We start from the raw sequence: 23,220 nt of genomic DNA, 5'->3' as shown, positions 1-23,220 counted from the left end.
TAAGGAGTGCAGCCGATGTATCAGCTCATAAGAAAATATCTGTTCCAGCAAGATGCGGAAGAGATTCACGAAAAGACAATTGGTGCCTTAAGGCTGGTGGAGGATTCTGCTCCAGGCAAAAGCATCCTGAAGATGATCTATCAGGTAAAAGACCAGCGGTTGGAGAATAAGCTGTGGGGAATGACGTTTCCGAATCCAGTCGGACTTGCAGCCGGTTTTGATAAAAATGCAGAAGTCTACCATGCGTTGGGTGCCCTTGGTTTTGGATTTGTGGAAATCGGGACATTGACGCCGCAGGGGCAGCCAGGCAATCCGAAGCCCCGATTGTTCCGATTGCCGGAACATCAAGCTGTCATTAACCGAATGGGCTTCAACAATCATGGTGCGTATTTGGCTTCCCAGCATTTGGTCGATTACGCATACTCAGATGTTCCGATTGGGATTAACATTGGGAAAAACAAAGTAACGCCGAATGAAGAAGCGGCCGTCGACTATAGCAAATGTATGGACATGCTCTATGCATACGGTCACTATTTCGTCATTAACATCAGCTCTCCGAACACCCCGAATCTGCGTGACTTGCAGGAAACAGAGAGCTTGCGTCATTTGGTGCGTGCAGTAAGGGAAAAGGCAACCGAAATGGAAGCGCGTTCCATCAAGAAAAAGCCGATTTTGTTGAAAGTAGCGCCAGACATGTCAGATGAGCACATGCGCGATGTGGTTCACGCTGCTGTAGAAGAAGGCATTTCCGGAATTATTGCTACCAATACGACACTGTCACGCGAGGCGGTTTCCGGACATCGATTTGCCGAGGAAGCGGGCGGCTTGAGCGGAAGACCTCTTACAGAGCGTTCCACGGCTTGGGTGAAGGAGATTTATCAAGAAGTAGGAGATAAGGTACCAATTATTGGTGTCGGCGGTATTTATAACGGGGAAGACGCCTACGCGAAAATCCGGGCAGGAGCTAGTCTCGTTCAGGTGTATACAGGGATGATTTATCAGGGCCCAGGTATCGCCAAGCAAATCAACAAAAAACTGCTGAAGCTCATGCAACGCGATGGCTTTAAACATATTAGTGAAGTGATTGGCGTAGACGCAAAAGAATAGATAAAACAAGTACGCATAGGTCGATGGCTCCGTTTATAGCGGGTCTTCTGCTTATGCGTTTTTGCTTATATTCTTCCGATTTATGTAGGGATCCGGTATAATGATGTGGGACAAACATGAATTGTCAGTCAATTGCATATAGTCGGCGTTAGGTGCCTTTATGTGACGTATAAAGGGTAACAGGGAATCGGGTGAAAGTCCCGAGCGGTCCCGCCACTGTAACCAGGGAGCTCTCTTTGAGAAGGAAACCACTCATTTTCGTATGGGGAAGGACAAGGAGCGCATGGATCTGGAAGCCAGGAGACCTACCTAGTAGCCACACCCACAGAACCTTCGCGGAAAGGAGCGGTGAATACGAGGCAATGAGGCTGTCTAGTCAGTCTGTTGTTTTGTGTGCACATCTCGTCCATTGATGGATGGGATTTTTTTGTTTGGAGGAAAGAACGAAAGTGAGTGAAGGAGGAATGAACATGAATCGATCTCGTCTCGTATCTACTTGTCTGATGATCGCGGGCTTCGTCCTGTATTTTTTGCTCAATGAACCTGAGACAGGACACGCGATGCACATCATGGAAGGGTATTTGCCTTTATCCTGGGCCTTATTTTGGTGGGCTGTCTTCTTGCCATTTTTTATTCTTGGGATTCGCTCGATTAACAAAATTGTAAAAGAACATCCCGAAATGAAGCTCCTAATTGGCGTTGCAGGAGCGTTTGCCTTTGTTTTATCTGCACTGAAAATCCCTTCGGTTACAGGCAGCAGCTCTCACCCGACTGGAACGGGCCTCGGTGCCATTATGTTTGGACCTTTTGCGATGTCTGTGCTAGGGAGCATGGTGCTCTTGTTTCAAGCCCTGCTATTGGCGCATGGAGGTTTGACTACGCTAGGGGCGAATGCTGTATCTATGGCAGTGGTAGGACCAATGGTGGCATACGGAATCTATCGGTTGATCATGAAAGTGGCAGGAAGCCAGCGACTGGCGGTTTTTGCGGCGGCGGCTTTGGCTGATCTCGCTACCTATGTAGTGACTTCGCTTCAACTGGCACTCGCATTTCCAGCTGAATCTGGCGGAGTGTTGGCCTCGTTTGCCAAATTCGCAGGAATTTTTGCATTCACGCAAGTACCGCTCGCCATCAGTGAAGGTCTGTTGACCGTTCTTGTTTGGAACTGGTTGTTATCTTACAACGCAAAAGAGCTTACACAGCTTCGTTTGCTCAAACGGGAGGAATCGCTGTGAAAAAAGGATGGAACTGGCTTTTACTCATTGGAGTAATCGTACTGGCTATTGTCCCGCTGTTGCTGGTTCAGGATTCGGAATTTGGCGGCGCAGATGGCGTGGCAGAGGAAGCGATCAAGGAAATCGCCCCGAACTACGAACCGTGGTTCCAGCCGCTGATAGAGCCGCCAGGGGGAGAGACGGAGAGTCTATTGTTTGCGGTGCAGGCGGCGTTGGGAGCGGGAGTGGTTGGCTACGCCGTGGGCTTGTACAAAGGCCGGTTGGATAAGCGGAAAAAATGAACGGTCTGCAGCTTGATTCTCTCTCTTATCAAAACAGGCTGAAACGTCTGCCGCCTGCTCATAAGCTATTACTGGCGAGCGCATTGTTACTGCTCGTCCTGGTAGGACATGTATGGATGCAGATGGCTGTCGCTGTGTGGATGACGGTATGGGTAGTGGTGTATGCCCGGATTCCTGTCCGTATCTATTTTACCTTTATGATCGTGTCGCTCTCGTTTTTCGCTGCGGGGCTTCCTGCTCTACTGGTTGAAGGGGCGAGAGCAGGAGAAGTGCAGGTCCAGGTCGCGGCAGCATGGGAGCTGGGTTCTTATGTGCTCTATGTGCCGATGTCGTCCTTCAGTAAAGCTTGGATCTTGTTTTGGCGTACCATGGCGAGCTTATCCTGCTTTGCTTTCATTTTGTTTACCGTGCCGTTTGCTGATATTTTGCAGGTGCTTCGCCGGCTACGTATGCCTGTCCTTGTAACTGACTTATTAATGATCATGTATCGGTTTATTTTTGTGTTGGTAACGATTTCTCATCAGCTCTGGATTGCCCAACGTTCGCGCGGAGGTCATCGCGGCTTCCGAGCGACGCTTCGGGATGCAGGGGTTCTCGTCGCTCAATTGTTTGTCAGAGCAATGCGCAAATACGAAGCCTTGCACAAAGGAATGGCGGCTAGGGGCTTTGGGGAGAGCATGCAGGTGCTCTCGTTTCATACCCACTCCCGCTCGCGCCGCTATGAGTGGGAGGCAATCGCAGGCTGTATGCTGCTGGTGCTGCTTGAGTGGTGGACAGGAGGTTGGCGGTTATGACATCACGGTTGTTGGAGTTCATCGATTTGCAGTACACGTATCCGGGAGGGCGGGGACCTGTCCTGTCAGGGCTGTCCTTATGGATTCCTGAGGGGAAGAAATGTGTTCTTTTGGGACGGAATGGCTGTGGGAAGTCGACTTTGTTCTTGCATGGAAACGGAATCATCGAGCCACAGCAGGGACAAGTGCTGTGGAAAGGAAAACCGCTTGTCTACAAGCGAGCCGCATTGCAAGAGATGACGCAAAAGGTGGGCTTGGTCTTTCAAGATCCCGAGCATCAGTTGATCGCAAGCACGGTCGCAGAAGATATATCCTACGGTTTATGCAATCAGAAGCTGCCTGTGGAAGTAATCCGGGCAAAGGTAGAAAAGGTGCTGGATGCATTCGGGTTGAGAGAGCTGGCAGAAACTCCGATTCATCATTTGAGCCTGGGACAAAAACGGCGGCTGGCGCTCGCGGGGGTCATGGTCATGGAGCCAGAGCTTTTGCTATTGGACGAGCCTACTGCGTATTTGGATCGCTATCAGACCAAAAATTTGCTGCGGGAGCTCGAAGCCATTCACCGGCAAGGAACAACTGTTTTGATGGCAACACACGATATGGATATTGCCTTTGAATGGGCCGAGTGGATTTGCATCATGGATGCAGGCAGGCTTGTGTTCGCGGGAGATCCGCAGGAGGCATTGGAAAACAGAGCCATGCTGGAGAGTCTTCATCTGGGTATGCCGTTGCTCGTTGATGTGTGGGAGGCACTGCCTGAGCAGTGGAAGCGCGAGTTGGGCGGACATATTCCGCGTTCGGTCGATGAACTGCGTGAAATGCTCCGTGTTCAGCGGGTGTGGTGAATGGAGTGGGCGCTTTCGGGTAAGCTAACCCCAAAAAGCCATGGAGGTACGCAGTATGGAACATGACTCTGTCTCGAGTTCATCTGTCCCAAATCATCAGGAAAAAGGAGTCCCTCGCCAAGTAAAGGATGAATTGATGTATCAGGTATTGGAGAAAGACATGACCACCGCTGAACAGGAAAAGAAGATAAAGGATGATTACCTAAAAGGAAAGGCGTAAGTTTGCGCCAAAAAGCCCTTCTCGCCACAAAAAGGCGTGAAGGGCTTTTGGACGTCTTAGGTAAGAGAGGGATTTGATTCTCGCTGAAAAAGTAAGAAGATTTGTGCGGATTTTGTAGGGATATGTCATTTCATCACGAATAACGTAAAGAAGGCACTTACTTACAATGGGAGAAGTGATGAGGTTGTGATTTCAACTTTGAATAAGACGCTATGCGTTCAGCAACTCGTAGAAAAGTTAAGAGACAAGCAGCTTCTTCATGTACCAATCGCTGATCTTCGAGAATCCAATAAAGCGTTGTATGAATACGTCAATGAGCTCAATGACTCGATTGCGATCATTCCGACCACGATTAATTCTGTCATTACAGGCGTCATCCGCTTCCAGGAAGGGTATTTTATTACCTTGGGCATGCTCATCTGGAAAGACGCCAACAAAAAAGGGGCATTCAAAGAAGGGACGTTTCTTTTTTACAAGCATGACGCTCATGATTCGATTGAGGATTGCGTTCATATTACCAATTCCATCGAGAATCACAATCTGATGGAAAGCCTATTCTTTGCGTGCTGCGAGAGCAAGGATGGCGATTCCGTGCTTTCCTATTCGCATATCGAGCATGCGATCACATACGGAGAGCTGTATCGTGATATGAAGACCAAAATCAAAAAAGGGTTTGCGTAATGAGGGAAACTTTACATGCCAAGTTTTGGGTGATATACTACTGGGAATTTATAAAATATTCCAATTGAAGAGGAGTTTTCCTACTTGATGATTATGAAGTAACGTCTTGCTATTCACCAGTTGGCCCGACCCCCTCCACGTAAATGGTTTTGTTTTCCTACAAATAAAAACCACTTACAACCAAATGGAGGAATATCACGATGAGTAAACCTGAAATGAATGTTGCCTTAGTAATTGGTCCGGATACGGATTTGGATAGCCAAGCAATCCGAAATACACTTGAGTATTTTGGAGCTCGAGTCTTTACGTACTGGATTGGTCGACCAAACGATTTGATTGATGTATTGAATGGTACCGACCTTTACCCAAATACCGATATGATTGTTCTGAATTTCCATGGAGATGAGGGTAGCCTCATTATGCCAGAGCTAGGCGAGGACGTTTACGAGGAAGGAGAACCAAAGGGTGACTTTGGCTCTGACGAGGTTAGACGTTTTGCCAAGTTGGATGGAAAAATCGTGTTAGGTAACGGATGCTCGCTTGGTGATCCCGAATTAGCGAAGGCCTTTCTGGACAGTGGTTGCCATACGTATATCGGGCCAGATGATTACCCGGACGGAAATTCTGCGCTTATGTTCGCCCTGCGCTTTTTCTACGAGGTAATTCAAAACAAGAAAAGCGTGGAAGCAGCTTTTCGAATTGCAAAGGCAACGGATGAAGAAACCGGGATGTATCAGCTTTATGTAAAAGAGTAATGGAAACGCAAAGGGAGCCTTGTACGAGGCTCTTTTTGTGTCGAGAATTGTCAGGTTGTTATTCTTGTTGGCAGTCATATTTTGGATTATGGTAGGAGAGACTTATTTCAATTATGGGGGTATTTCTTTGAAAAAATTGGCTTTTTTCATAGTGGCTTTCGCCATCATGTTGGCTGGATGTAGCTCCGGGCAATCAACAGAAACGGCAGCATCTTCACCAACAACGCCAACAGGTACGGTACCAGCAACAACGCCAGCGACGCCAACTGGCACGGCTCCAGCTGAGGCAACCGCGCCAGCAACACCAGCAGCAGAATCGAATGCTCCTGCAACGACAGAGAAAGCAACGATCACGAAGAGTGAATTTGAACAGATTGAAAATGGGATGAGCTTTGAGGAAGTAAAAAAAATAGTGGGCGGGGAAGGCGAACTGCTTGCTGAGGTTGGGAAAGAGGGAGAGGAAGGACACACAATCGTCTACATGTACGAGGGCGAAGGGACGATTGGAGCAAATGCGAATTTTTCTTTCCGAGGCGGAATTCTGCAAGTGAAATCGCAAATCGGACTGCAATAGGATGAAAAAGGGCGCAGGCAAATGCTTGCGTCCTTTTTGTTTAGTAGGTCATGGTACAGGCAAATCATGAGAAAAGCGCATAGAGTAGTGTGTCTAAGGAAAGGGGGAGACAGAATGGGTTTCTTTGATGGCTTTGATGACTTTGCTCTGATCCTGGTCCTTTTCGTTTTGCTGGTAATTGTCGGTTGTGATTGTTAGGGAAACAAAGTAATGCAAAGGGACATACAATCCCTTTGCATTATTCATTTACGAATGGAGGGGAGGGTGAAAAGTGGCTAGAAAAATCCATGGTTTTACCCCTGAGTTTTCTGACTGGCTCAAGTCAAATAAGGTCTCGGTCAGAAAGCTGCAAAAAAATCCTGAATCCCTTGGCCAGTACTATCAAGAGTGGGCAAAAACAAGCCGTAAGACGAGAAAAGAGTCCCGACCGCCAAGGGTTTCCAATCTAAACCTTGATATGGACACCATTTTAAATGGTGTACGCATAGCAAACGAGGTATTCAGAACGTTCCAAGGAACAAATGGGATTGGAAGTATGTTTAAAAGGTTCATGTAGTGGATTACAAATCTTGTCGAGAGTTATTCCAGCAATCCCAGCTCTTGGTAAACCTTGCTGGACACGACACCGTTCGGTATTAATTTTCGATCCCGTTGAAATTTCTTTAGAGCTGCAGTTGTCGAGGATCGAAACTTCCCATCGCATATTCCGTGATAATATCCAGCGCTCTTTAATCGAGATTGAATGAGCTGTACATCTCCACCAACGTCTCCCTCGGCTAAATCTCTAGGATCGTGGCTCGGGTCCCCCAATACATGACCATAAATCGTTACTTTTGTTCCGAGTGGAATCATCGTGAACAGTTCAATGACGTCGTTGTTTCGCATGCGGATACAACCATGGCTCAAATGCTGTCCGATGGAGTGTGGCTTGTTTGTGCCGTGGATGCCATAAATTCCCCAAGGGACGTTTAAACCTAACCATCGTGGACCGAATGAGGGTCCCCAATCTTTTCCTTTGGAAATGATTTTGTATTCTCCAACTGGTGTAGGGGTAGAAGGATTACCAACGGCAACGGGATACGTTTTTACTGTTTTTCCATGCTTTTTGACAATTAACTTGTGTTTTCTGGGATAAACCTCAATTGTAATAATCCCTTGGTCGCTTATGATTGGTAACGAATGCTCGGCGTAAACGACTTTTTGACCGATTTCGATTTCTGCAGGAAAGCTTACGGTTAGGAGAAGAATTGCAGCAAAACAAATGAGCAAGTGAGTTATCGTTCGATTCACCATTGTCAACGTTCATCCGATCATCTGTTTTTTTTCACAGTACAACTTTAATTTGTGAATGGAAACAGCATTTTATTCGGGAGAAAATGAAAGCCCTCCTCATCAGAGAAGGGCTGTTTCTTTGCTTATAGGTCGTAATACAGTTCATACTCTTTTGGATTCACTGTCCGTTCGACTTGCTCAATCTCACCGCGCTTTTGTGCAATCCAGCCTTCGATTACTTCTTTTGTGAAGACATTCCCTTCGAGCAAGAAATCATGGTCTTGTTCGAGTGCTACAAGTGCTTCTGCGAGAGAACCGGGAGCGCTCTTGATCTCGTGTTTTTCCGCATCGGACAAGTCGTAGATGTTTTTATCCATTGGTCCAAAGCCCAGTTCGCGCGGGTCGAGCTTGCGCTTGATGCCATCGAGGCCAGCCATCAGCATGGCGGCAAATGCCAAGTACGGGTTTGCAGTAGAGTCCGGGGTGCGGAACTCAACGCGGGACGCTTTTGGCGTAACGGCAGCAATCGGAATCCGAACGGCAGCAGAGCGATTGCCTTTGGAGAAGACGAGATTCACTGGTGCTTCATAGCCTGGAACGAGTCTCTTGAACGAGTTGGTGCTCGGATTCGTCAAAGCGATTAACGCAGGTGCGTGGTGCAAAATACCACCAATGTAGTGCAGCGCAGTCTCACTCAAGTTTGCGTAACCGCCTTGCTCGTAGAACAATGGGGTGTCGCCTTTAAACAGACTTTGGTGAACATGCATTCCAGATCCGTTGTCACCAACGATTGGTTTTGGCATGAAAGTAGCCGTTTTTCCGTGTTTCGCAGCTACATTGCGCACGATGTATTTGAACAACAATAGATTGTCTGCTGTACGAGTCAGTGTATCGAAGCGGAAATTGATCTCACCCTGACCGGCTGTTGCCACCTCATGGTGATGGCGCTCGACATGCAAGCCGCATTTTGTCATCAACGTGCACATTTCATTGCGGATATCCATTTGGGAGTCGGTTGGTTGAACAGGGAAGTATCCGCCCTTGTTGCGTACTTTGTAGCCGAGGTTTTGTCCTTCTTTCCCTGTGTTCCAGTAAGCTTCTTCTGAATCGATGTGGAAGAAGGAGCCAGACGGACCAGAGGCATAGCGTACATTGTCAAAGAGGAAGAATTCGGATTCTGGGCCAAAATAAGCAGCGGTAGCGAGGCCGGATTGTTGCAGATAGGCTTCGGCCTTGAGCGCAATGCCGCGAGGATCGCGTGTGTAGACGGTGTTGTCTGGATTGACGATGTTGCAGATGATATTCATGGTTTTGGCTTCTACGAAAGGATCGATGAAGGCGGTTGCCGGATCGGGCATCGCTACCATGTCGCTTTCTTCAATGGACTTGTAGCCGATTAGACTGGAGCCGTCAAATGCGACGCCATTGCGGAATGTTCCTTCGTCTACCGCGTAGGCAGGAACGGTGACATGGTGTTGGCGGCCGAGCAGGTCAACGATGCGAAAATCTACATATTCCACTTTTTCTGCGTCAATTATGGACAAGACTGTTTTCATATCCAACATGATTCACTCCATTCACGAATTAAAGTTAAGAATTCATTATCAACGTTCGGCTTTTCCTTGGTTTCTATATTCCGAATTATATCGACAATTATTATTGTTCGTCAAGAGGTTTTCTTACGTTGAATGTTAAGTTTTCTAACATTATATTGCGGGGTTTAGAAATTGGTTACTTTCTAATAAAATGTAGACAAATCAAGACTTATAAACGCGGAGGCGATATAGATGAAGGTTCTCGTACTGGGAGCGGGGGGCATTGGCGGTTATTTTGGTGGCAGGCTGGTTGAATCGGGAGTAGATGTAACGTTTCTTGTGCGCGAGCGTAGATACAAACAACTGCAGGAGCGAGGCTTGCGCATTCAGAGCATTCATGGAGATTTGCTTTTGGAGCAGCCACAACTGATTCAAGCAGGAGAGAAAGCGGGACCATTTGATGTTGTGCTTTTGTCCAACAAAGCTTACACGCTGGAAGATAGCGCGGATGCCATCGCTCCGTACGTAGGCGAGGACACAGTCGTTATTCCGCTGCTGAACGGAATCGCGCATATGGAACTTTTGTGGAATCGTTTTGGCCGGGATCGCGTGCTCGGGGGTCTGTGTTTTATTGAGACGACGCTGAATGCGGATGGGGATGTCGTGCAGACAAGTCCTATTCATGATGCGGTTTTCGGTGAGTGGGAAGGCGGCAAAAGTGAGCGTGTAGAGCGAATGGAGCAAGCCTTTTCCAAGATCAACGGAACGATGCGCGCAAGCACAAATATTCAACGGGAAGCCTGGCACAAATACTTGTTTATTGCGACATTTTCCGGTATTACCACATTGATGAATTCTGCTGTTGGACCGATCCGGGAATCGGCTTGGGGTGTAGAGCTGACACGTCAGCTTGCAGACGAAATCGCTTCTGTCATGAACGCTTTGGAGGCACCAATTAAGCCGGATATCGTCGACAAACAGATGGAGACTTTCCAAAATCAGCGTCCTCAAACGAAATCGTCCATGCTTCGTGATATGGAAAAAGGTCTTCCGGTGGAAGCGGATCATCTTCAAGGCTACCTCTTGGAGCGAGCGGAACAAAAAGGCTTGTCCACGCCGCTTTTAAAAGTTGTCTACAATAATCTGAAGGTTTACGAACAGAAGCGTGCAGGAGACAAATAAGGTATAATACGGGGTGAAATGTCTTTTGCTCACGCATTATAAAAAGTAGGAGGGGTAAAGATGGAAGTCATCAAGATTTCCCCCCGTGGATATTGTTACGGTGTAGTCGATGCCATGGTCTTGGCACTGCGAACAGCGCAAAACTTTGACTTGCCCCGCCCGATTCATATTTTGGGCATGATCGTACACAATGCTCACGTCGTTGAGGCGTTTGAAAAACAAGGGATAAAAACATTGGATGGAGAGGATCGGCTGGCTCTCTTGGATCAGGTTCATGAGGGAACGATAATCTTCACTGCCCATGGGGTGTCTCCTGAGGTGCGCAAGAAAGCACGCGAAAAAGGCTTGACTGTCGTCGACGCGACTTGCCCGGATGTAACGAAAACACATGATTTGATCCGCGAAAAAGTAGCGGAAGGCTACCATGTGCTATATATCGGGAAAAAAGGACATCCAGAGCCAGAGGGCGCTATGGGGATCGCGCCGGATCACGTACATCTGGTTCAAAAGCTGGAAGAGCTGGAGGCGCTCGAACTGCCAACAGACAAGCTGATCGTTACGAACCAGACGACGATGAGTCAATGGGATGTTAAGCATCTGATGGACGCCATTCTTAAACGTTTTCCCGGCGTGGAAGTGCATAATGAAATTTGTCTCGCTACGCAGGTTCGTCAGGAAGCTGTAGCGGAGCAAGTGGGAGAAGCAGATTTGTGCATCGTCGTAGGCGATCCGCGCAGCAACAATTCTAATCGTTTGGCACAGGTCTCGGAAGAAATCGCGAATGTTCCGTCGTACCGAATCGCTGATTTGTCTGAGCTGGACATTGAATGGCTGCGTGGAAAGAAAAATGTTGCGGTTACTTCTGGTGCTTCGACGCCAACTCCATTGACGAAGGAAGTCATCTCCTTCCTGGAGCAGTTCGATGAGTTCAACCCGACTACATGGGACAAAAAGCGGACCGTCAACATGGCGAAAATATTGCCGACGGTAAAATAAATCATGTAGGCATGCCTTGTGTTATGTTTTCTTACACGGTTAATTAACCTCAAAATAGGAGAGTTATATGCCAGAATCACACTCCGGTTTCGGGCTGGGGGGCGCAAAAGGCAGATACGTTAGTCTTTGCGCCCTTTATCTTTTTATTTACTACGGGCTTGGTGCTTTTGCTCCTCTCATTACGCAATACTACGAATCCATCCATCTAACTGGGACTCAAATCGGTCTCATCAGTGCAGTCGCGCCGATCGTTTCCATTGTGGCACAGCCGATGTGGGGGATGATCTGTGATCGCTATCAAATTCGCAAAACTGTGCTGATTCTGACATTGACCATCACCGGGCTGGTGGGACTTCTCTTTACGGGTGTCTCCACCTTTGTCTACGTCTTCTTGCTCTACATCCTGTTGTCGTTTTTTCAAAGTGCCGTCGTGCCCATCTCAGATAGCTTGGCTCTCGGTTATGCCAAGGGACATGGCATTCAGTTCGGCGACATTCGCTTGTGGGGAGCAATCGGCTTTGCGCTAGCGGCATTTATCACCGGTCTTCTCGTTGAGCAGTGGGGGCCACATGTTCTTTTTTACTCGTTTTGCTTGGCGTTTCTGATTGCCATTCTGTTTCTTCAGAAGGTTCCGGAAGAAGTGACAGAGGCTTCGCGGTTTCGTGTCAGTATGCTTGCGGGGATAAGGGATTTGGCGCGAATTCCGCGATTTGCGTTGTTTTTGATTTCATCATTTTGCATGATGGGCTCTGTCAATGCCAATAATATTTGGTTTTCCCTGTTTTATCAGGATATCGGAGGGACTATTGCCGGGATCGGTCTAGCCTTCTTGTTGTTTGCAGGCAGTGAGGCTCCTTTTATGAAGCTGGCGGGTTATATTGTCCGCAGGTGGGGACTGGAGTTGACGCTCTTGCTATCGGCGATTTTTTGCGCGATGCGCTGGTTCTGGTACAGCTCCGCTCCGAGTACCACTGCCGTGATTACGATGTTCTTTGTGCAGGGGATTTCAGTGGGCTTTTATTTGGCAACAGCAGCCCAATTTGTGCGCGAAAATACGCCCGCATCCCTTCAGGTGACGGCACTGGCCATCTTCTTTTCAGTGGGAGGCGGGCTTGGTTCGATGTTTTGCAATTTGGTAGCGGGGTGGATCAAAGATTCGTTTTCGGTGCTAGCCATTTATTTGTTTTTTGGAATCATCACCGCGATCGGGATCATTCCTCTGCTCATAATAAAATTCGGACGGTGGAAGCAAATCTCACCAGACGAAGAGGTGCAAGCTAGTCAATGACGAGCATGCCTTGGAACCCTGTTTCCGGATAGCCCGGTGCGTCTGATACGAAATAATACCGACCACGTTTGGCGGCTGAAAACTGTAAGAGAGTCGATTGAGTCGGTTTTAATTCTGTGGATGTAAGGTTTAGATCACGAATGGATAGATTGTGAGGGCGTGTATCGGTGTTGACGATCATCAACGAGACTCGCTCTCCTTCGTGCGCAGTCAATTGATTGGGCAAAAAGCCAGCGCTAGAAATCGTAACGGTATGTGTCCGCGTCGCGACAGCGTACGAAGCGGGCAGACGATGGTGATGATGTGTCCAAAGTAGCGTTAATGTCACAGCCAGAGCGATGATTGGATAACGAAGCTGCCGATACCAGTGACGAGACATTTTGCTTTCAACTCCTTTGAGGACAATAGCATGGGAAGTTACTATTATCCTGTCCCCGGAGTGAAGGGGATAAACACTTTTTCCCTATTCGATTGAAGTTTCGGGTATGATCTATTTCTTACGATTAATTAACGTTGAAAAAAATACGGAGTCACATACTTCCCCGGAGCTGTCCCAAGCAGAAGCAGCCCAAATCGGTGTCAAAAAACTGGCGTACTATTTGCCAAGACAAATCACACAGCTAGCAATGGAGGGCGCGGCGGTGGAAGACTCAGCAATCAGGCTAGACTTCATTGCCATTACACATGGAGCATTAGTGGAGAGTCACAAGTATAAGGTTTGGGTGGAATAGTCTCTCACTGGAACTGCTTTATGTTTGGCCAGAAATAAACGGAAAACGGACGCCAGCACCCTATCTGGTGTACCAGGTGAAACAATAATGCGACCGGGCTGCCTATTTGTTCAAGACCATCTCAACTTTTTGGGTGGTCTTGTTTTTTTGTGTGAGTAGAAGGAATTTAATACATATTACTTTGTCACACATAGTAATATCTGTTATGCTATAGCTGCGAGGTGAACGAAATGAGTGACAGCATTATCAGCAGTGACATTATCCGCGGTCATATCGATACAATTATTCTCCGTGTCCTGTGTGATGGCGATAACTATGGATACGAAATCATCAAAGCCATTTTCAAAAACAGCGGCGGGCGATACGAACTGAAAGAGCCTTCCCTGTATACCAGCCTGAAAAGATTAGAGTCACACAAGCTGATCGTTTCGTACTGGGGAGATGAGAGCCAGGGGGGCAGACGCAAATATTATCAGGTGACAGAAACAGGGAGAAAAGCGTACGAAAAATCGCTGGCATCCTGGAAATTGGCCAAAGAATTGATTGACCAGCTAATCGAAAGGCGGGGCGAAGTGTGATGGAGAGTTTGCAGCACCATGTCGATCAATTGTTTCAAAAATATAGAGGAAGTAAACAAATCGAGGAGCTCAAGTGGGAAGTATTGAGCAATTTGGAGGCAAAGGTCGCCGACTTAGTTGCAGATGGGCTATCGCTGGGTGAAGCGGTGAAAAAAGCAAAGGCTAATCTGCCATCGATTGATTCGATTGTCGGAGAACGACGTAAAGTATACATGCTTCCACTTCTGCAAGAGTTGTTGCAGCTCGGATTGCTGTACGGACTCATTGCCTGGATTGTGACTATGCCCTTGCGAATCTGGGGAAAGGGTATCTTTTTGAACTATGGTCTGTTTGCGATTTGTATCCTCATCGGGATCGTCTATTTGGTTTTGCTAAGGTTCAACCGACCGGCTTCCTCTCGTCAATTGACCAGCATGAATGTGCAATTTGCCTTTTTGTTGCGAAAAACGGGCTGGATGCTGTGGGCGCTTTATATTGTCGGGACACTCGTGTTTACGACTGCGCTCTATTTTGGCAGTAATCTATGGTTTTCAACGCCAGTGAATCTTACTGGACCATATCAATTCGCGAACATTGCTGTAACGTATGCGCTACCTTTTCTCTCCATCCTCATACCGCTGTGGCTCCAGGCCATTCCGCGACTTATTTTAAAATACGATGCAGGGGAGGGTGATCTCCATGCGAAATAAAATCATACTTGCTTTGGTTCTCATCGGGGTTGTCCTGTTCATGGCCATTCAGATCATGATTATTCCTCAGAACGAAGCGCAATCCGAGCAATATCAATTGGCTCAGCAAAACCCGCTGACTCACGATTTGGAATCCATTTTGCCATACAAAAACAAGTACATGGGCGCAACTTCGAATCTGGTCATGTTCAATCATCTGCCGTTAAGTGATTTTAAGCGGACCTTTCAGCTCCGTCCGGAGAAGTTTACGATTGAGATCCATTACGAGGACAAGACGACCGATATCGAGGCGAAATTGTTCAAGCAAGCGATGCTGTATAATTCTGTGGCAGCCTTTGCACTGGTAGACAATTTGCAAACTGTCGAATATCGTTTTGCAGATACTACGATTGTTGCCACACGAGGTGCCATACAAGGCCTCTTCGGTGAGGATTTGGCATCGCTTTTGACAAAAGAAAAGTGGCGTACAGGTGTACAGGACAAGTTGCGGGATGATCAATTTGTTGAAGAGGGTATGGTGGAAATAGAGAGTACATAGGTAAAAGAGGTAAAACGGAAGAGGAGAAATGAACGATGGTAACAAAGTCTTACTTGGGCTTTTCATTCGGATAAAAGAAAAAAGGGGCGAGCCTGTTACTCGTCCCTTTTGCTTTTAGATAAATACATGTAGCAACAAATAGATGGATGCAGCGAGCAAGGCAGAGATCGGCAGCGTAATAAACCAGGTGATCACGATGCGTTTGGCAACGCCCCAATTGACGCTTTTCAGCCGTTTGGCTGCACCGACCCCCATGATCCCGGAAGAGATGACATGGGTAGAGCTCACAGGCAATCCTAACTGCGTAAAGGTAAAAATGATCGAAGATGAAGTGAGATCGGCAGTGGCTCCGTTAATCGGTTCAATCTTGGTGATTTTGCCCCCCACAGTCTTGATGATTTTCCAGCCTCCGATAGAGGTTCCCAAGCCCATCGCGAGGGCACAAATGAACTGCACCCAGAAAGGAATCGTGCTTGTATCTGCATGCAGGTCAGCGGCTACGAGAGCGAACACGATAATGCCCATCGCTTTTTGTGCGTCATTCGTTCCGTGTGTAAAGGATTGCAGGGCCGCCGTGAAAATCTGAAAGAAGCGAAATCCCCGGTTGACCTTGGAAGGGGGAACCATGATCCGACTGAAAATGAAATAAACCAAATTCATCATGAGGTAAGCGGCAACCAGCGCGATAACCGGTGACACAATAAGCGCCTGGAAGATTTTCAAAAAACCAGCCCAGTTGATTTGCGCGCTCCCTGCGGAAGCGAGGACTGCCCCTACGAGTGAGCCGATGAGAGCGTGAGACGAGCTGCTGGGGATACCGTACCACCACGTAATCAAATTCCAAAGGATCGCAGCCAAGAGAGCAGCCATGACCACAAGCACACCGAATTCCAGCTTGGCTGGATCGGCGATATCTCCACCGATCGTTTTGGCGACCCCGGTAAACGTCAGGGCACCGATAAAGTTCATGATAGCCGCCAGGCCAATGGCAATCTTAGGCGGGAGAGCTTTGGTGGATACGGTGGTTGCGATGGCATTGGCAGTGTCGTGAAACCCGTTGATGAAATCAAAGAAAACAGCCAAAATGATAACGGCAATAACAAGGGGAAGGCTCGTATACATGAAAGTAGGTCTCCTTGTTTAAGAGTTGCCCATGATCACGGATTCCATCGCATCCGCGACATCCTCGCAATGATCCATGACATCTTCGAGCACTTCGTAAACCTCTTTGAGCTGCATAATGTGAATCGGATCGCTTGAGGTTTTGAACAATTGCCGGATGCTGCCCCGCACCAATTCATCCCCTTCACTTTCCAAATCGTTAATGCGGATGATGTACTCCTTCATAGCGGACAACTTTTGCTTTTGGAGCAGTTCGATGGCGAGAAGAATTTGTTTGGTAGCTTCTTCGATGAGTTGACCGAATCGCACCATCGTTTGATCTGGTTCCATGATGTCGTACATATAGAGTCGCGAAGCGCAAAACTCTAATCCGTCCAGCACATCATCCAGCTTGACGGCAAGGTCCAGAACGTCCTCGCGCTCGATGGCGGTAATAAATGTCTTGTTGATTTGCACGATGATTTCATGGATGAGCTTGTCGCCCTTTGTTTCGTACTCCTTCATCTCTGTAGCAAAGGTTTTGACTGTCTCTAATGAAGTGATTTTGTATTCATTAAAATAGATCGCCGTCTGATGCACATTTTTCGCAATCTCATACAAGTCATCCAAGAGTGCATCCGATTTGGTAAAAAGCATTAAACAAACCTCCACTTCAAAACCCGAATAGGAGTATTTTGAGTGGAGGGGATGGGGATTATTCACTTTTTCATGAACTCTTTACGAGATGAGTAATTGGGCTGCCATATAGACGGCCACTCCCCACATAATCACGGCTGAAACCATATTCAGGCCACGCTGCAATTTTCCAGACCGGTCCAATCGTCCTGCCGTACGACCAGCTACAGAAAGGCCAAAAAACCAGATGCAGGATACGAGGATGCAGGCAATCGTAAAACCCCATTTTTCTGTTCCGGTGTAGCTCAGTGAGCTGGTACCAATCACCCCGATCGTGTCGAGAATCGCATGCGGATTCAACAAAGAGACAGAGGCAGCAAACATGATTTGCTTTTTGGCGGAAAAGCGCTCTTTCTCTCCAGCCTCCGTATTCGGACGGCTACGCCACGTTAAATATCCCATGTACACCAAAAAGAAGAAGCCGACCACATACAGAACCGTTTTCAGCCATGTGACTGTCAATACGACCAAAGAAACTCCTAATACCGCCAATAAAATGAGCAGGGTATCGCAGAGTGCCGCAGTCAGTACGACGGGCATGGCGCGAAGTAATGTAGGTTGTAGAGCCCCCTGATTAAAAACGAAAACATTTTGTGCGCCGAGCGGTAAAATAAGTCCAAAAGCAAGCACAAAACCGTGCAAAATCGCTTCCAGCATGATCATTTCCTCCCCGTTTCTCTCTCGATGCAAAGACCATTTGCATTACTGTCATTATTCATGGTTGTGAATCCGTTGTCTCCAGCCAATTGGTTTACATCCAAACCAACCAATTTGTACAATGATAAGACGAGGGGGAATGTGCCTGTGCTGACGATAGACTGGAAGCCTGACAAATCATCAGATATACCGATCTACGTGCAGATCGTGGCTTATATGAAGGGGAAAATAGCAGGCGGAGAGTGGCCGATCAATAGTAAATTGCCAACACAAAGAGCATTGGCACAAGCCTTTGATGTAAACCGCAGCACGGTAGTGACGGCTTTGGAAGAGCTAAAAGCGGATGGTTTCATTGAAGCAACAGTAGGCAGTGGCTCCGTCGTTAGCAACAATACATGGTCCTTATTGACGACCTCACCACCACCAAATTGGCTGGGCTACGTACAGGCCGGAGCTCATCTCCCCAATTCGCCAACGATTCAGGATATCAATCGTTATGAGCCAGACCCGAGGTACATTCGTTTGGGGACAGGTGAGCTGTCGCCGAGCTTGATTCCTGTTGCGGAGATGGAAGAGGTCATGGCTAGCTTGCAGGGCAAAATGACTCAGCTCGGATATTCGGAGCCAAAAGGGCTGTTGCCTTTGCGCCAGGCGATCAGCAATCATTTGCGGAGCAGGGGGATCGAAGCTTCACCAGCATCTATTTTGGTCGTGTCGGGAGCCCTTCAAGCCTTGCAGTTGATATCGATTGGCATCCTTCACCGTGGATCTGCCATCTTGCTCGAACAGCCTTCGTATTTATTCTCACTGCCTTTGTTTCAATCATCGGGAATGCGGCTGGTTGGTGTACCGATGGATGCGGAAGGAATCTCTCCCCAAGTGCTAACGAGACAAAAACAGGCGCATAACGCGGCGCTTCTCTATACAATTTCGGCATACCACAATCCCACAGGAATTAGTATGTCAGAGAACCGAAGGGAGCAGGTGTTGGCGGCATGTGAGCGGGAGAGACTGCCTGTGTTGGAAGACGATGTTTACGGAGAATTGTGGTTAGATGAGCCGGGACCATTGCCGTTGAAGGCGAGAGATCAGAGCGGGTTGGTGTTGTATTTGGGCAGCTTGTCCAAAACACTCAGTCCGGGACTGCGGATTGGCTGGATTGTAGGTCCTGAGCCTGTCATTGAACGCCTTGCGGATGTGAAAATGCAGACGGATTACGGAGCGAGTGCTATTTCTCAATGGGTGGCGACAGAATGGCTCACAAGCGATAGATATTCCCGGCATCTGGATCAGCTTAGAGAAGCTCTGCGACATAGAAGGGACAGGATGTGCGAATGCCTTGCTCGCTGGTTTGGCGATTTGGCAGATTGGCGTATGCCGCATGGTGGTTTTTACATTTGGCTGCGTCTGCATCAGGCGGTTTCCATGCGCAAGCTTTTTACGGAAGCACTGGCAAAAGGAGTTCTGTTAAATCCCGGCTTTGTTTATGATCAGACGGATAGTCATCATCTTCGCTTGTCCTACGTGTACGCAGAGGAAGCAGATATGGAAAAGGCGCTATTTGTAATATCGCAGCTCCTGCGTGGAAAGGGATAAAAGAAAGAAGACACCTGTTTGGGTCAGGTGTCTGGCTGCTGTTTAATGATAAGGGAACTGCGTGGAGTACCCGCTAAACTGCTGATAAGCTTGCTGAAGTTGTTGCTGCTCGGCAGCCTCCAGCTTGTACCATCCCTTTTGAAACATGAGATTAAAAGCATCGCGGGCTGATTGATGGGTTTCATTCAAAATTTGCAGCATGTCATCATAAAGCTGTTGGTGGCTGGCTTCACGAACGGCAATGTTAAAGTTATCTGTCAAGTATTTGCAGGTAGCCAAACAATCGTTGAGATAATCACGATCGTTCATTTGCGGACCTTTTACTTGTGGCAGCTGACCGGATTGCGGATTGGCGATCTGATTTTGGTTTGGCATCCCGATTCCTCCCTTACTGCATTTGTTGTTGCTGTTGTGATTGCTGTTGCTGGGACTGCATCTGCGGAATGGTCGCCATCACTGCGGTGTTGTTGTTTTGCAGGTGACTCAGCAGCTTTTGGTAGTGTCGCTGGTGCATTTGTCCTTGCTGTTCCAGACATTGCTTGACCTGGGGATCAGTAGCTTGCTGTGCAAAAGCATGCAGCTTTTTGAAAGCGATCAGTTCCCAAGACAAAGCATCTTTGAGATAGCTCAAGTCCTTTGTCGAAATGACCTTCGGCGGTTCGGGAATCGGAGCTTGTGTAAAGGGCTTGGAAGACAGGATGGATGGCATCGGGTTGCTCCTTTCAGATGGAATCATGTATAGGATGAGCAACAAGTCAGGATGTAACCCCTGAGGATTGCAGCCAAAAAAAAATCCGGTCGCAAAGGACCGGATTAGGTTAGCTCCAGAGAAGAAACGACAATGTCGATGCTGGCGGGAGCGATATTGAGACAATATTGAGCTTCTTTGTACAACGTAGATTGAAGGGCATGGATAAGTGCTGGAATATTTGTCATGTAAGGCAGTTTAAGAGCAATCGAAACCTGAAACCGAGGCAAATCCTCAAAGCTGGAGACGATCTTGACCACATGATGGACCTCGTCAAACTGGTCACAGGTCGCTTCCACGATTTTTCGCAACACCTGAGGATGAATCATGATGCGTCCACCTGAAAACGGAGGATGAACCACGGTTGTTTCCCCAATGACTTCTTTTTTCGAGCTGAAAATCTGTTGGGCTGAAGAGATGAGGCGCTGAAGGAAATCTTTTTCTACTTCCACACGCGGAATCGGTATCGTGTGCTTGCCCATTGTTTCCCGAATGTAGCGGGCAGCCTCGATTTCCTGCGGAGGCTTGATGGATTCAATCGGGATGAAGTCCACCTGAAAAGGCAAATGCAGCGCTTCGACGATACGACCAATCATCCGCTGCGAAGTTCCTAACACGAGTAGTCGGCTTGGTTGAATCTGGCCAAGACTTCGCCGTACTTCTTCAGCGTGCTCCGTATAATGAAAAATTGCTCGTTTGACCGCCTGAATTTTTGTCTTCTCATATTTGGCAGAGGTTCCGGCCACCTTGCGTCCCTGGTAAATCAGGATGCCATCATCAATAATGGCGTCGATGTTCATTCGGTGAGCAAGTTCTAATGCACTGGTGCTTTTTCCTGTTCCACTGGTGCCGTACAAGGCGTAAATTTCCATGGGACCTCCTTCGTCATTTCTCTCGATTATGCTTGATCTTTTTTATTATACATGACAAGAAGGGGGGACAAAACGACTTTACTGGTATTGTGCCCCCATCTCCCGCGATCTTTCGGCAGCACGCAAGATGGCTGCAGTAACGGCCTCCTGAAACTGATAGGCCTCCAATACTTCCAGTCCTGCCTGAGTCGTTCCACCCGGACTCGTTACTTTTTGCCGGAGAATAGAAGGCTCTTCGCGTGTATCGAGTAGCATATGTGCCGCCCCAATCACGGTTTGCAGCGTCAATTGGCGTGCCATTTCCCGATCCAGTCCCGCTGTGGCACCCGCCCCCATCATGGCTTCTACTAAATAGTAAATATAAGCAGGACCGCTTCCAGACAATCCAGTAATGATGTCCAGCTCTTCCTCGGCGACTTCATATACGGTACCAATTGCTTCGAAAAGCTTGGTAGCCAGCTCGCGGTGCTCTTCCTGGACAAACGGATTCGCGGACAGTCCGGTAGCGGACAAACCAACGGCAGACGATGTATTGGGCATCGTGCGGATGATCGGGCACTCTGCGCCGAGCCACTCTCCGATCAAGCTGGTGGAGACGCCAGCGACCACTGAAATGATCAATTGGTCGGAACGAACGACCCCACGCAAATCCTGCAAAGCCTCTGCTGTATCCTTCGGCTTGATGGCCAAAATCAAAATATCGGAAGAACGGACTACTTCAAATTTGTCCTGGGTAGCAGTTACCCCGTAGTCATTTGCCAACTGCTCCAAACGCTCCATGTTGTTGCGGTTGGTGACGGAAATACGCTCAGAAGGGAGTAAGCCTTTCTTTACGATACCGGAAAGCATGGCCTCCACGATCGAGCCTGCACCGAGAAAACCGATCCGTCCTTCTGTAATCGCTGTTGCTTGGTTACCCATGGTGATTCCCTCCCTTTTGACTATCGAATTTGACCGTTTCCGCGTACGACATACTTGTAAGAAGTGAGCGCTGACAAGCCCATTGGCCCACGAGCGTGAAGCTTTTGCGTGCTGATGCCGATCTCAGCACCGAAGCCGAATTCTCCCCCATCTGTAAAGCGGGTAGAGGCGTTGTGATAAACCGCTGTGGCATCGATCGCAGTCAAAAACTGACGGGCAGCGACTTCATCTTCCGTTACGATTGCCTCGGAATGGCCGGAAGTATGCGCTGTAATATGTTCAATGGCCACGCTCAGGCTATCGACAGTGCGAACTGCCAGAATCAGAGAAGAGTATTCCGTATCCCAGTCTTCTGATGTTGCATGGTGCAACTGAGAGGCTAGGTCGGAATGCAGCTCTATCGTACGCTCACAAACGCGGAGCTCAACGCCCTTTGCCAGGAGCTTTTGGAGCAAGGCACGTTGATTTTCCTGTGGCCAACTGCGGTGCATGAGTAGTGTTTCGGCAGCATTGCATACGGCAGGCCGACTTGTTTTGGCATTGATCACGATGTTTTCAGCCATGTCATAGTGAGCCGCCTCATCCACATAAATGTGGCAATTGCCGACGCCTGTTTCGAGTACGGGAACACTTGCGATTTGCAGAACCCGCTGGATCAGTCCTGCGCCACCCCGAGGGATGATGACATCGACGAGACCATTGGCGGTGCACAAGTAATCGACTGAGGCATGCTCGGCAAAAGGCAAGTACTGCACCGCTTCCGCGTCAAGTCCGGTCGCAGTAAGCGCCTGACGAATGCTGGTCACCAACGCGAGGTTGCTATGAACAGCGCTGTGGCTGCCGCGCAAGACGATCGCATTGCCTGTTTTGATGGCGATAGCTGCTGCGTCAACGGTGACGTTCGGTCTGGCTTCGTACACCATTCCAATGACGCCGAGAGGGACGCGGATTTGTTCGATGAAAAGTCCGTTTGGCCGCGTCCATGAGTCCATCCGTTCCCCGACCGGATCATCGAGAGATACCAGCTGCGCCAGGCTATCTACTAGCTGTGCCATTCGCTCCGGCGTCAACAGGAGACGATCCAGATAGGAGGCAGGCTGACCGTCTGCTTCCGCGATGGCGATGTCCTTGGCGTTTTCGGAGAGAATGACGGCCTCATCAGCGAGCAACTGGTTGCCGATTGCGACGAGTACCTCGTCTTTTTCTTTGCGTGAGAGTATTGCCATTTTTCGTGAAGCCTGTTTGGCCAGGCTTATTTGTGTGTGCACTTTTTCCTTCAAGTTTTCCATGGTTTCTCCAACTCCTATCTTTCTATCTACATGGATTCG

Annotated in this window: 29 protein-coding genes and 1 riboswitch; of the genes, 18 read left to right on the top strand and 11 right to left on the bottom strand. The window is 48.3% G+C overall.

Annotated features, from left to right (window positions below; genetic code table 11):
• Window positions 1-15: 15 nt before the first annotated feature.
• From FO446_RS24135 to FO446_RS29125, 10 genes are all read left to right on the top strand, one after another.
• Window positions 16-1,107, top strand: coding sequence for a quinone-dependent dihydroorotate dehydrogenase (locus tag FO446_RS24135; protein ID WP_173609949.1), 1,092 nt, complete (start codon window positions 16-18; stop codon window positions 1,105-1,107).
• 133 nt (window positions 1,108-1,240) lie between these two features.
• Window positions 1,241-1,435, top strand: a riboswitch (cobalamin riboswitch).
• A gap of 142 nt (window positions 1,436-1,577) precedes the next feature.
• Window positions 1,578-2,342, top strand: coding sequence for an energy-coupling factor ABC transporter permease (locus FO446_RS24130; RefSeq protein ID WP_016742902.1), 765 nt, complete (start codon window positions 1,578-1,580; stop codon window positions 2,340-2,342).
• Window positions 2,339-2,623, top strand: coding sequence for an energy-coupling factor ABC transporter substrate-binding protein (locus FO446_RS24125; protein ID WP_173609950.1), 285 nt, complete (start codon window positions 2,339-2,341; stop codon window positions 2,621-2,623). The genes FO446_RS24130 and FO446_RS24125 overlap by 4 nt, the downstream gene beginning before the upstream one ends.
• A complete protein-coding gene (cbiQ, locus tag FO446_RS24120; RefSeq protein WP_237899296.1) occupies window positions 2,620-3,417 on the top strand; it encodes a cobalt ECF transporter T component CbiQ in 798 nt (265 codons plus the stop codon). The genes FO446_RS24125 and cbiQ overlap by 4 nt, the downstream gene beginning before the upstream one ends.
• Window positions 3,414-4,262, top strand: coding sequence for an energy-coupling factor ABC transporter ATP-binding protein (locus tag FO446_RS24115; RefSeq protein WP_221867844.1), 849 nt, complete (start codon window positions 3,414-3,416; stop codon window positions 4,260-4,262). Before cbiQ ends, FO446_RS24115 begins: the two co-directional genes overlap by 4 nt.
• Window positions 4,263-4,317: 55 nt before the next feature.
• Window positions 4,318-4,482 carry a hypothetical protein gene (locus FO446_RS24110; protein WP_173609953.1) on the top strand — a complete coding sequence of 55 codons (165 nt, stop codon included), beginning with the start codon at window positions 4,318-4,320 and terminating at the stop codon, window positions 4,480-4,482.
• Between the two features lie 186 nt (window positions 4,483-4,668).
• On the top strand, window positions 4,669-5,163 hold the full coding sequence (locus FO446_RS24105) for a hypothetical protein (RefSeq protein WP_173609954.1): 495 nt from the start codon (window positions 4,669-4,671) through the stop codon (window positions 5,161-5,163).
• 200 nt (window positions 5,164-5,363) lie between these two features.
• Window positions 5,364-5,918 carry a delta-aminolevulinic acid dehydratase gene (locus FO446_RS24100; protein WP_221867845.1) on the top strand — a complete coding sequence of 185 codons (555 nt, stop codon included), beginning with the start codon at window positions 5,364-5,366 and terminating at the stop codon, window positions 5,916-5,918.
• Window positions 5,919-6,045: 127 nt separating this feature from the next.
• On the top strand, window positions 6,046-6,492 hold the full coding sequence (locus FO446_RS24095) for a hypothetical protein (RefSeq protein ID WP_232774078.1): 447 nt from the start codon (window positions 6,046-6,048) through the stop codon (window positions 6,490-6,492).
• Between the two features lie 21 nt (window positions 6,493-6,513).
• On the top strand, window positions 6,514-6,690 hold the full coding sequence (locus FO446_RS29125; RefSeq protein WP_419466136.1) for a YjcZ family sporulation protein: 177 nt from the start codon (window positions 6,514-6,516) through the stop codon (window positions 6,688-6,690).
• A 381-nt stretch (window positions 6,691-7,071) separates the two neighbouring features.
• Here the strand turns inward: FO446_RS29125 and FO446_RS24085 are convergent, their stop codons facing one another.
• On the bottom strand, window positions 7,072-7,785 hold the full coding sequence (locus FO446_RS24085; RefSeq protein ID WP_173609958.1) for a L,D-transpeptidase family protein: 714 nt from the start codon (window positions 7,783-7,785) through the stop codon (window positions 7,072-7,074).
• A gap of 122 nt (window positions 7,786-7,907) precedes the next feature.
• Complete coding sequence (gene glnA / locus FO446_RS24080; protein ID WP_173610240.1) at window positions 7,908-9,326, bottom strand: type I glutamate--ammonia ligase; 1,419 nt, start codon at window positions 9,324-9,326, stop codon at window positions 7,908-7,910.
• Between the two features lie 225 nt (window positions 9,327-9,551).
• Between glnA and FO446_RS24075 the strand changes: the two genes are divergently transcribed.
• From FO446_RS24075 to FO446_RS24065, 3 genes are all read left to right on the top strand, one after another.
• Window positions 9,552-10,481, top strand: coding sequence for a ketopantoate reductase family protein (locus FO446_RS24075; RefSeq protein WP_173609959.1), 930 nt, complete (start codon window positions 9,552-9,554; stop codon window positions 10,479-10,481).
• 60 nt (window positions 10,482-10,541) lie between these two features.
• The gene (locus FO446_RS24070) at window positions 10,542-11,477 is read left to right on the top strand and encodes a 4-hydroxy-3-methylbut-2-enyl diphosphate reductase (protein WP_173609960.1); all 936 of its coding nucleotides are present in this window, start codon (window positions 10,542-10,544) and stop codon (window positions 11,475-11,477) included.
• A 67-nt stretch (window positions 11,478-11,544) separates the two neighbouring features.
• Complete coding sequence (locus tag FO446_RS24065; RefSeq protein ID WP_173609961.1) at window positions 11,545-12,765, top strand: MFS transporter; 1,221 nt, start codon at window positions 11,545-11,547, stop codon at window positions 12,763-12,765.
• Here FO446_RS24065 and FO446_RS24060 read toward each other — a convergent pair.
• Window positions 12,755-13,144, bottom strand: a complete 390-nt coding sequence (locus FO446_RS24060) for a cupredoxin domain-containing protein (RefSeq protein WP_173609962.1) — start codon at window positions 13,142-13,144, stop codon at window positions 12,755-12,757. The two genes, FO446_RS24065 and FO446_RS24060, sit on opposite strands and share 11 nt — an antisense overlap.
• Window positions 13,145-13,250: 106 nt before the next feature.
• On the opposite strand from FO446_RS24060, the gene FO446_RS24055 reads away from it, so the two are divergent.
• The 4 genes from FO446_RS24055 (at window position 13,251) to FO446_RS24040 (ending at window position 15,301) form a co-directional block, all read left to right on the top strand.
• A complete protein-coding gene (locus FO446_RS24055) occupies window positions 13,251-13,496 on the top strand; it encodes a hypothetical protein (RefSeq protein WP_232774080.1) in 246 nt (81 codons plus the stop codon).
• A 230-nt stretch (window positions 13,497-13,726) separates the two neighbouring features.
• Entirely contained in the window at window positions 13,727-14,074 is a 348-nt protein-coding gene (locus tag FO446_RS24050; RefSeq protein WP_173609963.1) for a PadR family transcriptional regulator, read from the top strand.
• Window positions 14,074-14,763, top strand: coding sequence for a permease prefix domain 1-containing protein (locus FO446_RS24045; protein ID WP_173610241.1), 690 nt, complete (start codon window positions 14,074-14,076; stop codon window positions 14,761-14,763). Before FO446_RS24050 ends, FO446_RS24045 begins: the two co-directional genes overlap by 1 nt.
• Window positions 14,753-15,301: a DUF4825 domain-containing protein gene (locus tag FO446_RS24040; RefSeq protein ID WP_173609964.1), complete on the top strand. Its 549-nt coding sequence runs from the start codon at window positions 14,753-14,755 to the stop codon at window positions 15,299-15,301. Before FO446_RS24045 ends, FO446_RS24040 begins: the two co-directional genes overlap by 11 nt.
• A 114-nt stretch (window positions 15,302-15,415) precedes the next feature.
• Here FO446_RS24040 and FO446_RS24035 read toward each other — a convergent pair whose 3' ends face one another.
• From FO446_RS24035 to FO446_RS24025, 3 genes are all read right to left on the bottom strand, one after another.
• Window positions 15,416-16,423: an inorganic phosphate transporter gene (locus FO446_RS24035; RefSeq protein ID WP_173609965.1), complete on the bottom strand. Its 1,008-nt coding sequence runs from the start codon at window positions 16,421-16,423 to the stop codon at window positions 15,416-15,418.
• Between the two features lie 18 nt (window positions 16,424-16,441).
• Window positions 16,442-17,059: a DUF47 domain-containing protein gene (locus FO446_RS24030; protein ID WP_221867848.1), complete on the bottom strand. Its 618-nt coding sequence runs from the start codon at window positions 17,057-17,059 to the stop codon at window positions 16,442-16,444.
• A gap of 81 nt (window positions 17,060-17,140) precedes the next feature.
• Complete coding sequence (locus tag FO446_RS24025) at window positions 17,141-17,755, bottom strand: LysE/ArgO family amino acid transporter (RefSeq protein ID WP_173609967.1); 615 nt, start codon at window positions 17,753-17,755, stop codon at window positions 17,141-17,143.
• A 147-nt stretch (window positions 17,756-17,902) separates the two neighbouring features.
• Between FO446_RS24025 and FO446_RS24020 the strand changes: the two genes are divergently transcribed.
• Window positions 17,903-19,351, top strand: coding sequence for an aminotransferase-like domain-containing protein (locus tag FO446_RS24020; RefSeq protein ID WP_237901088.1), 1,449 nt, complete (start codon window positions 17,903-17,905; stop codon window positions 19,349-19,351).
• Window positions 19,352-19,393: 42 nt separating this feature from the next.
• Here the strand turns inward: FO446_RS24020 and FO446_RS24015 are convergent, their stop codons facing one another.
• The 5 genes from FO446_RS24015 to FO446_RS23995 form a co-directional block, all read right to left on the bottom strand.
• Window positions 19,394-19,726 (bottom strand): spore coat protein, encoded by a 333-nt coding sequence (locus FO446_RS24015; protein ID WP_173609969.1) that lies wholly within the window; start codon window positions 19,724-19,726, stop codon window positions 19,394-19,396.
• A gap of 13 nt (window positions 19,727-19,739) precedes the next feature.
• A complete protein-coding gene (locus tag FO446_RS24010; RefSeq protein ID WP_142497014.1) occupies window positions 19,740-20,060 on the bottom strand; it encodes a ferritin-like domain-containing protein in 321 nt (106 codons plus the stop codon).
• A 104-nt stretch (window positions 20,061-20,164) separates the two neighbouring features.
• Entirely contained in the window at window positions 20,165-20,971 is an 807-nt protein-coding gene (locus tag FO446_RS24005) for a hypothetical protein (protein WP_173609970.1), read from the bottom strand.
• 78 nt (window positions 20,972-21,049) lie between these two features.
• Complete coding sequence (gene proC / locus FO446_RS24000) at window positions 21,050-21,892, bottom strand: pyrroline-5-carboxylate reductase (RefSeq protein WP_173609971.1); 843 nt, start codon at window positions 21,890-21,892, stop codon at window positions 21,050-21,052.
• 20 nt (window positions 21,893-21,912) lie between these two features.
• On the bottom strand, window positions 21,913-23,181 hold the full coding sequence (locus FO446_RS23995) for a glutamate-5-semialdehyde dehydrogenase (RefSeq protein WP_232774082.1): 1,269 nt from the start codon (window positions 23,179-23,181) through the stop codon (window positions 21,913-21,915).
• Window positions 23,182-23,220 lie beyond the last annotated feature (39 nt).

The sequence above is a fragment of the Brevibacillus brevis genome, assembly GCF_022026395.1.
In the GTDB taxonomy this organism is placed as follows: Bacteria; Bacillota; Bacilli; order Brevibacillales; family Brevibacillaceae; genus Brevibacillus.
The sequence above is the reverse complement of the archived record's forward strand: the minus strand, read 5'-3'. Positions and strand labels throughout refer to the sequence as shown.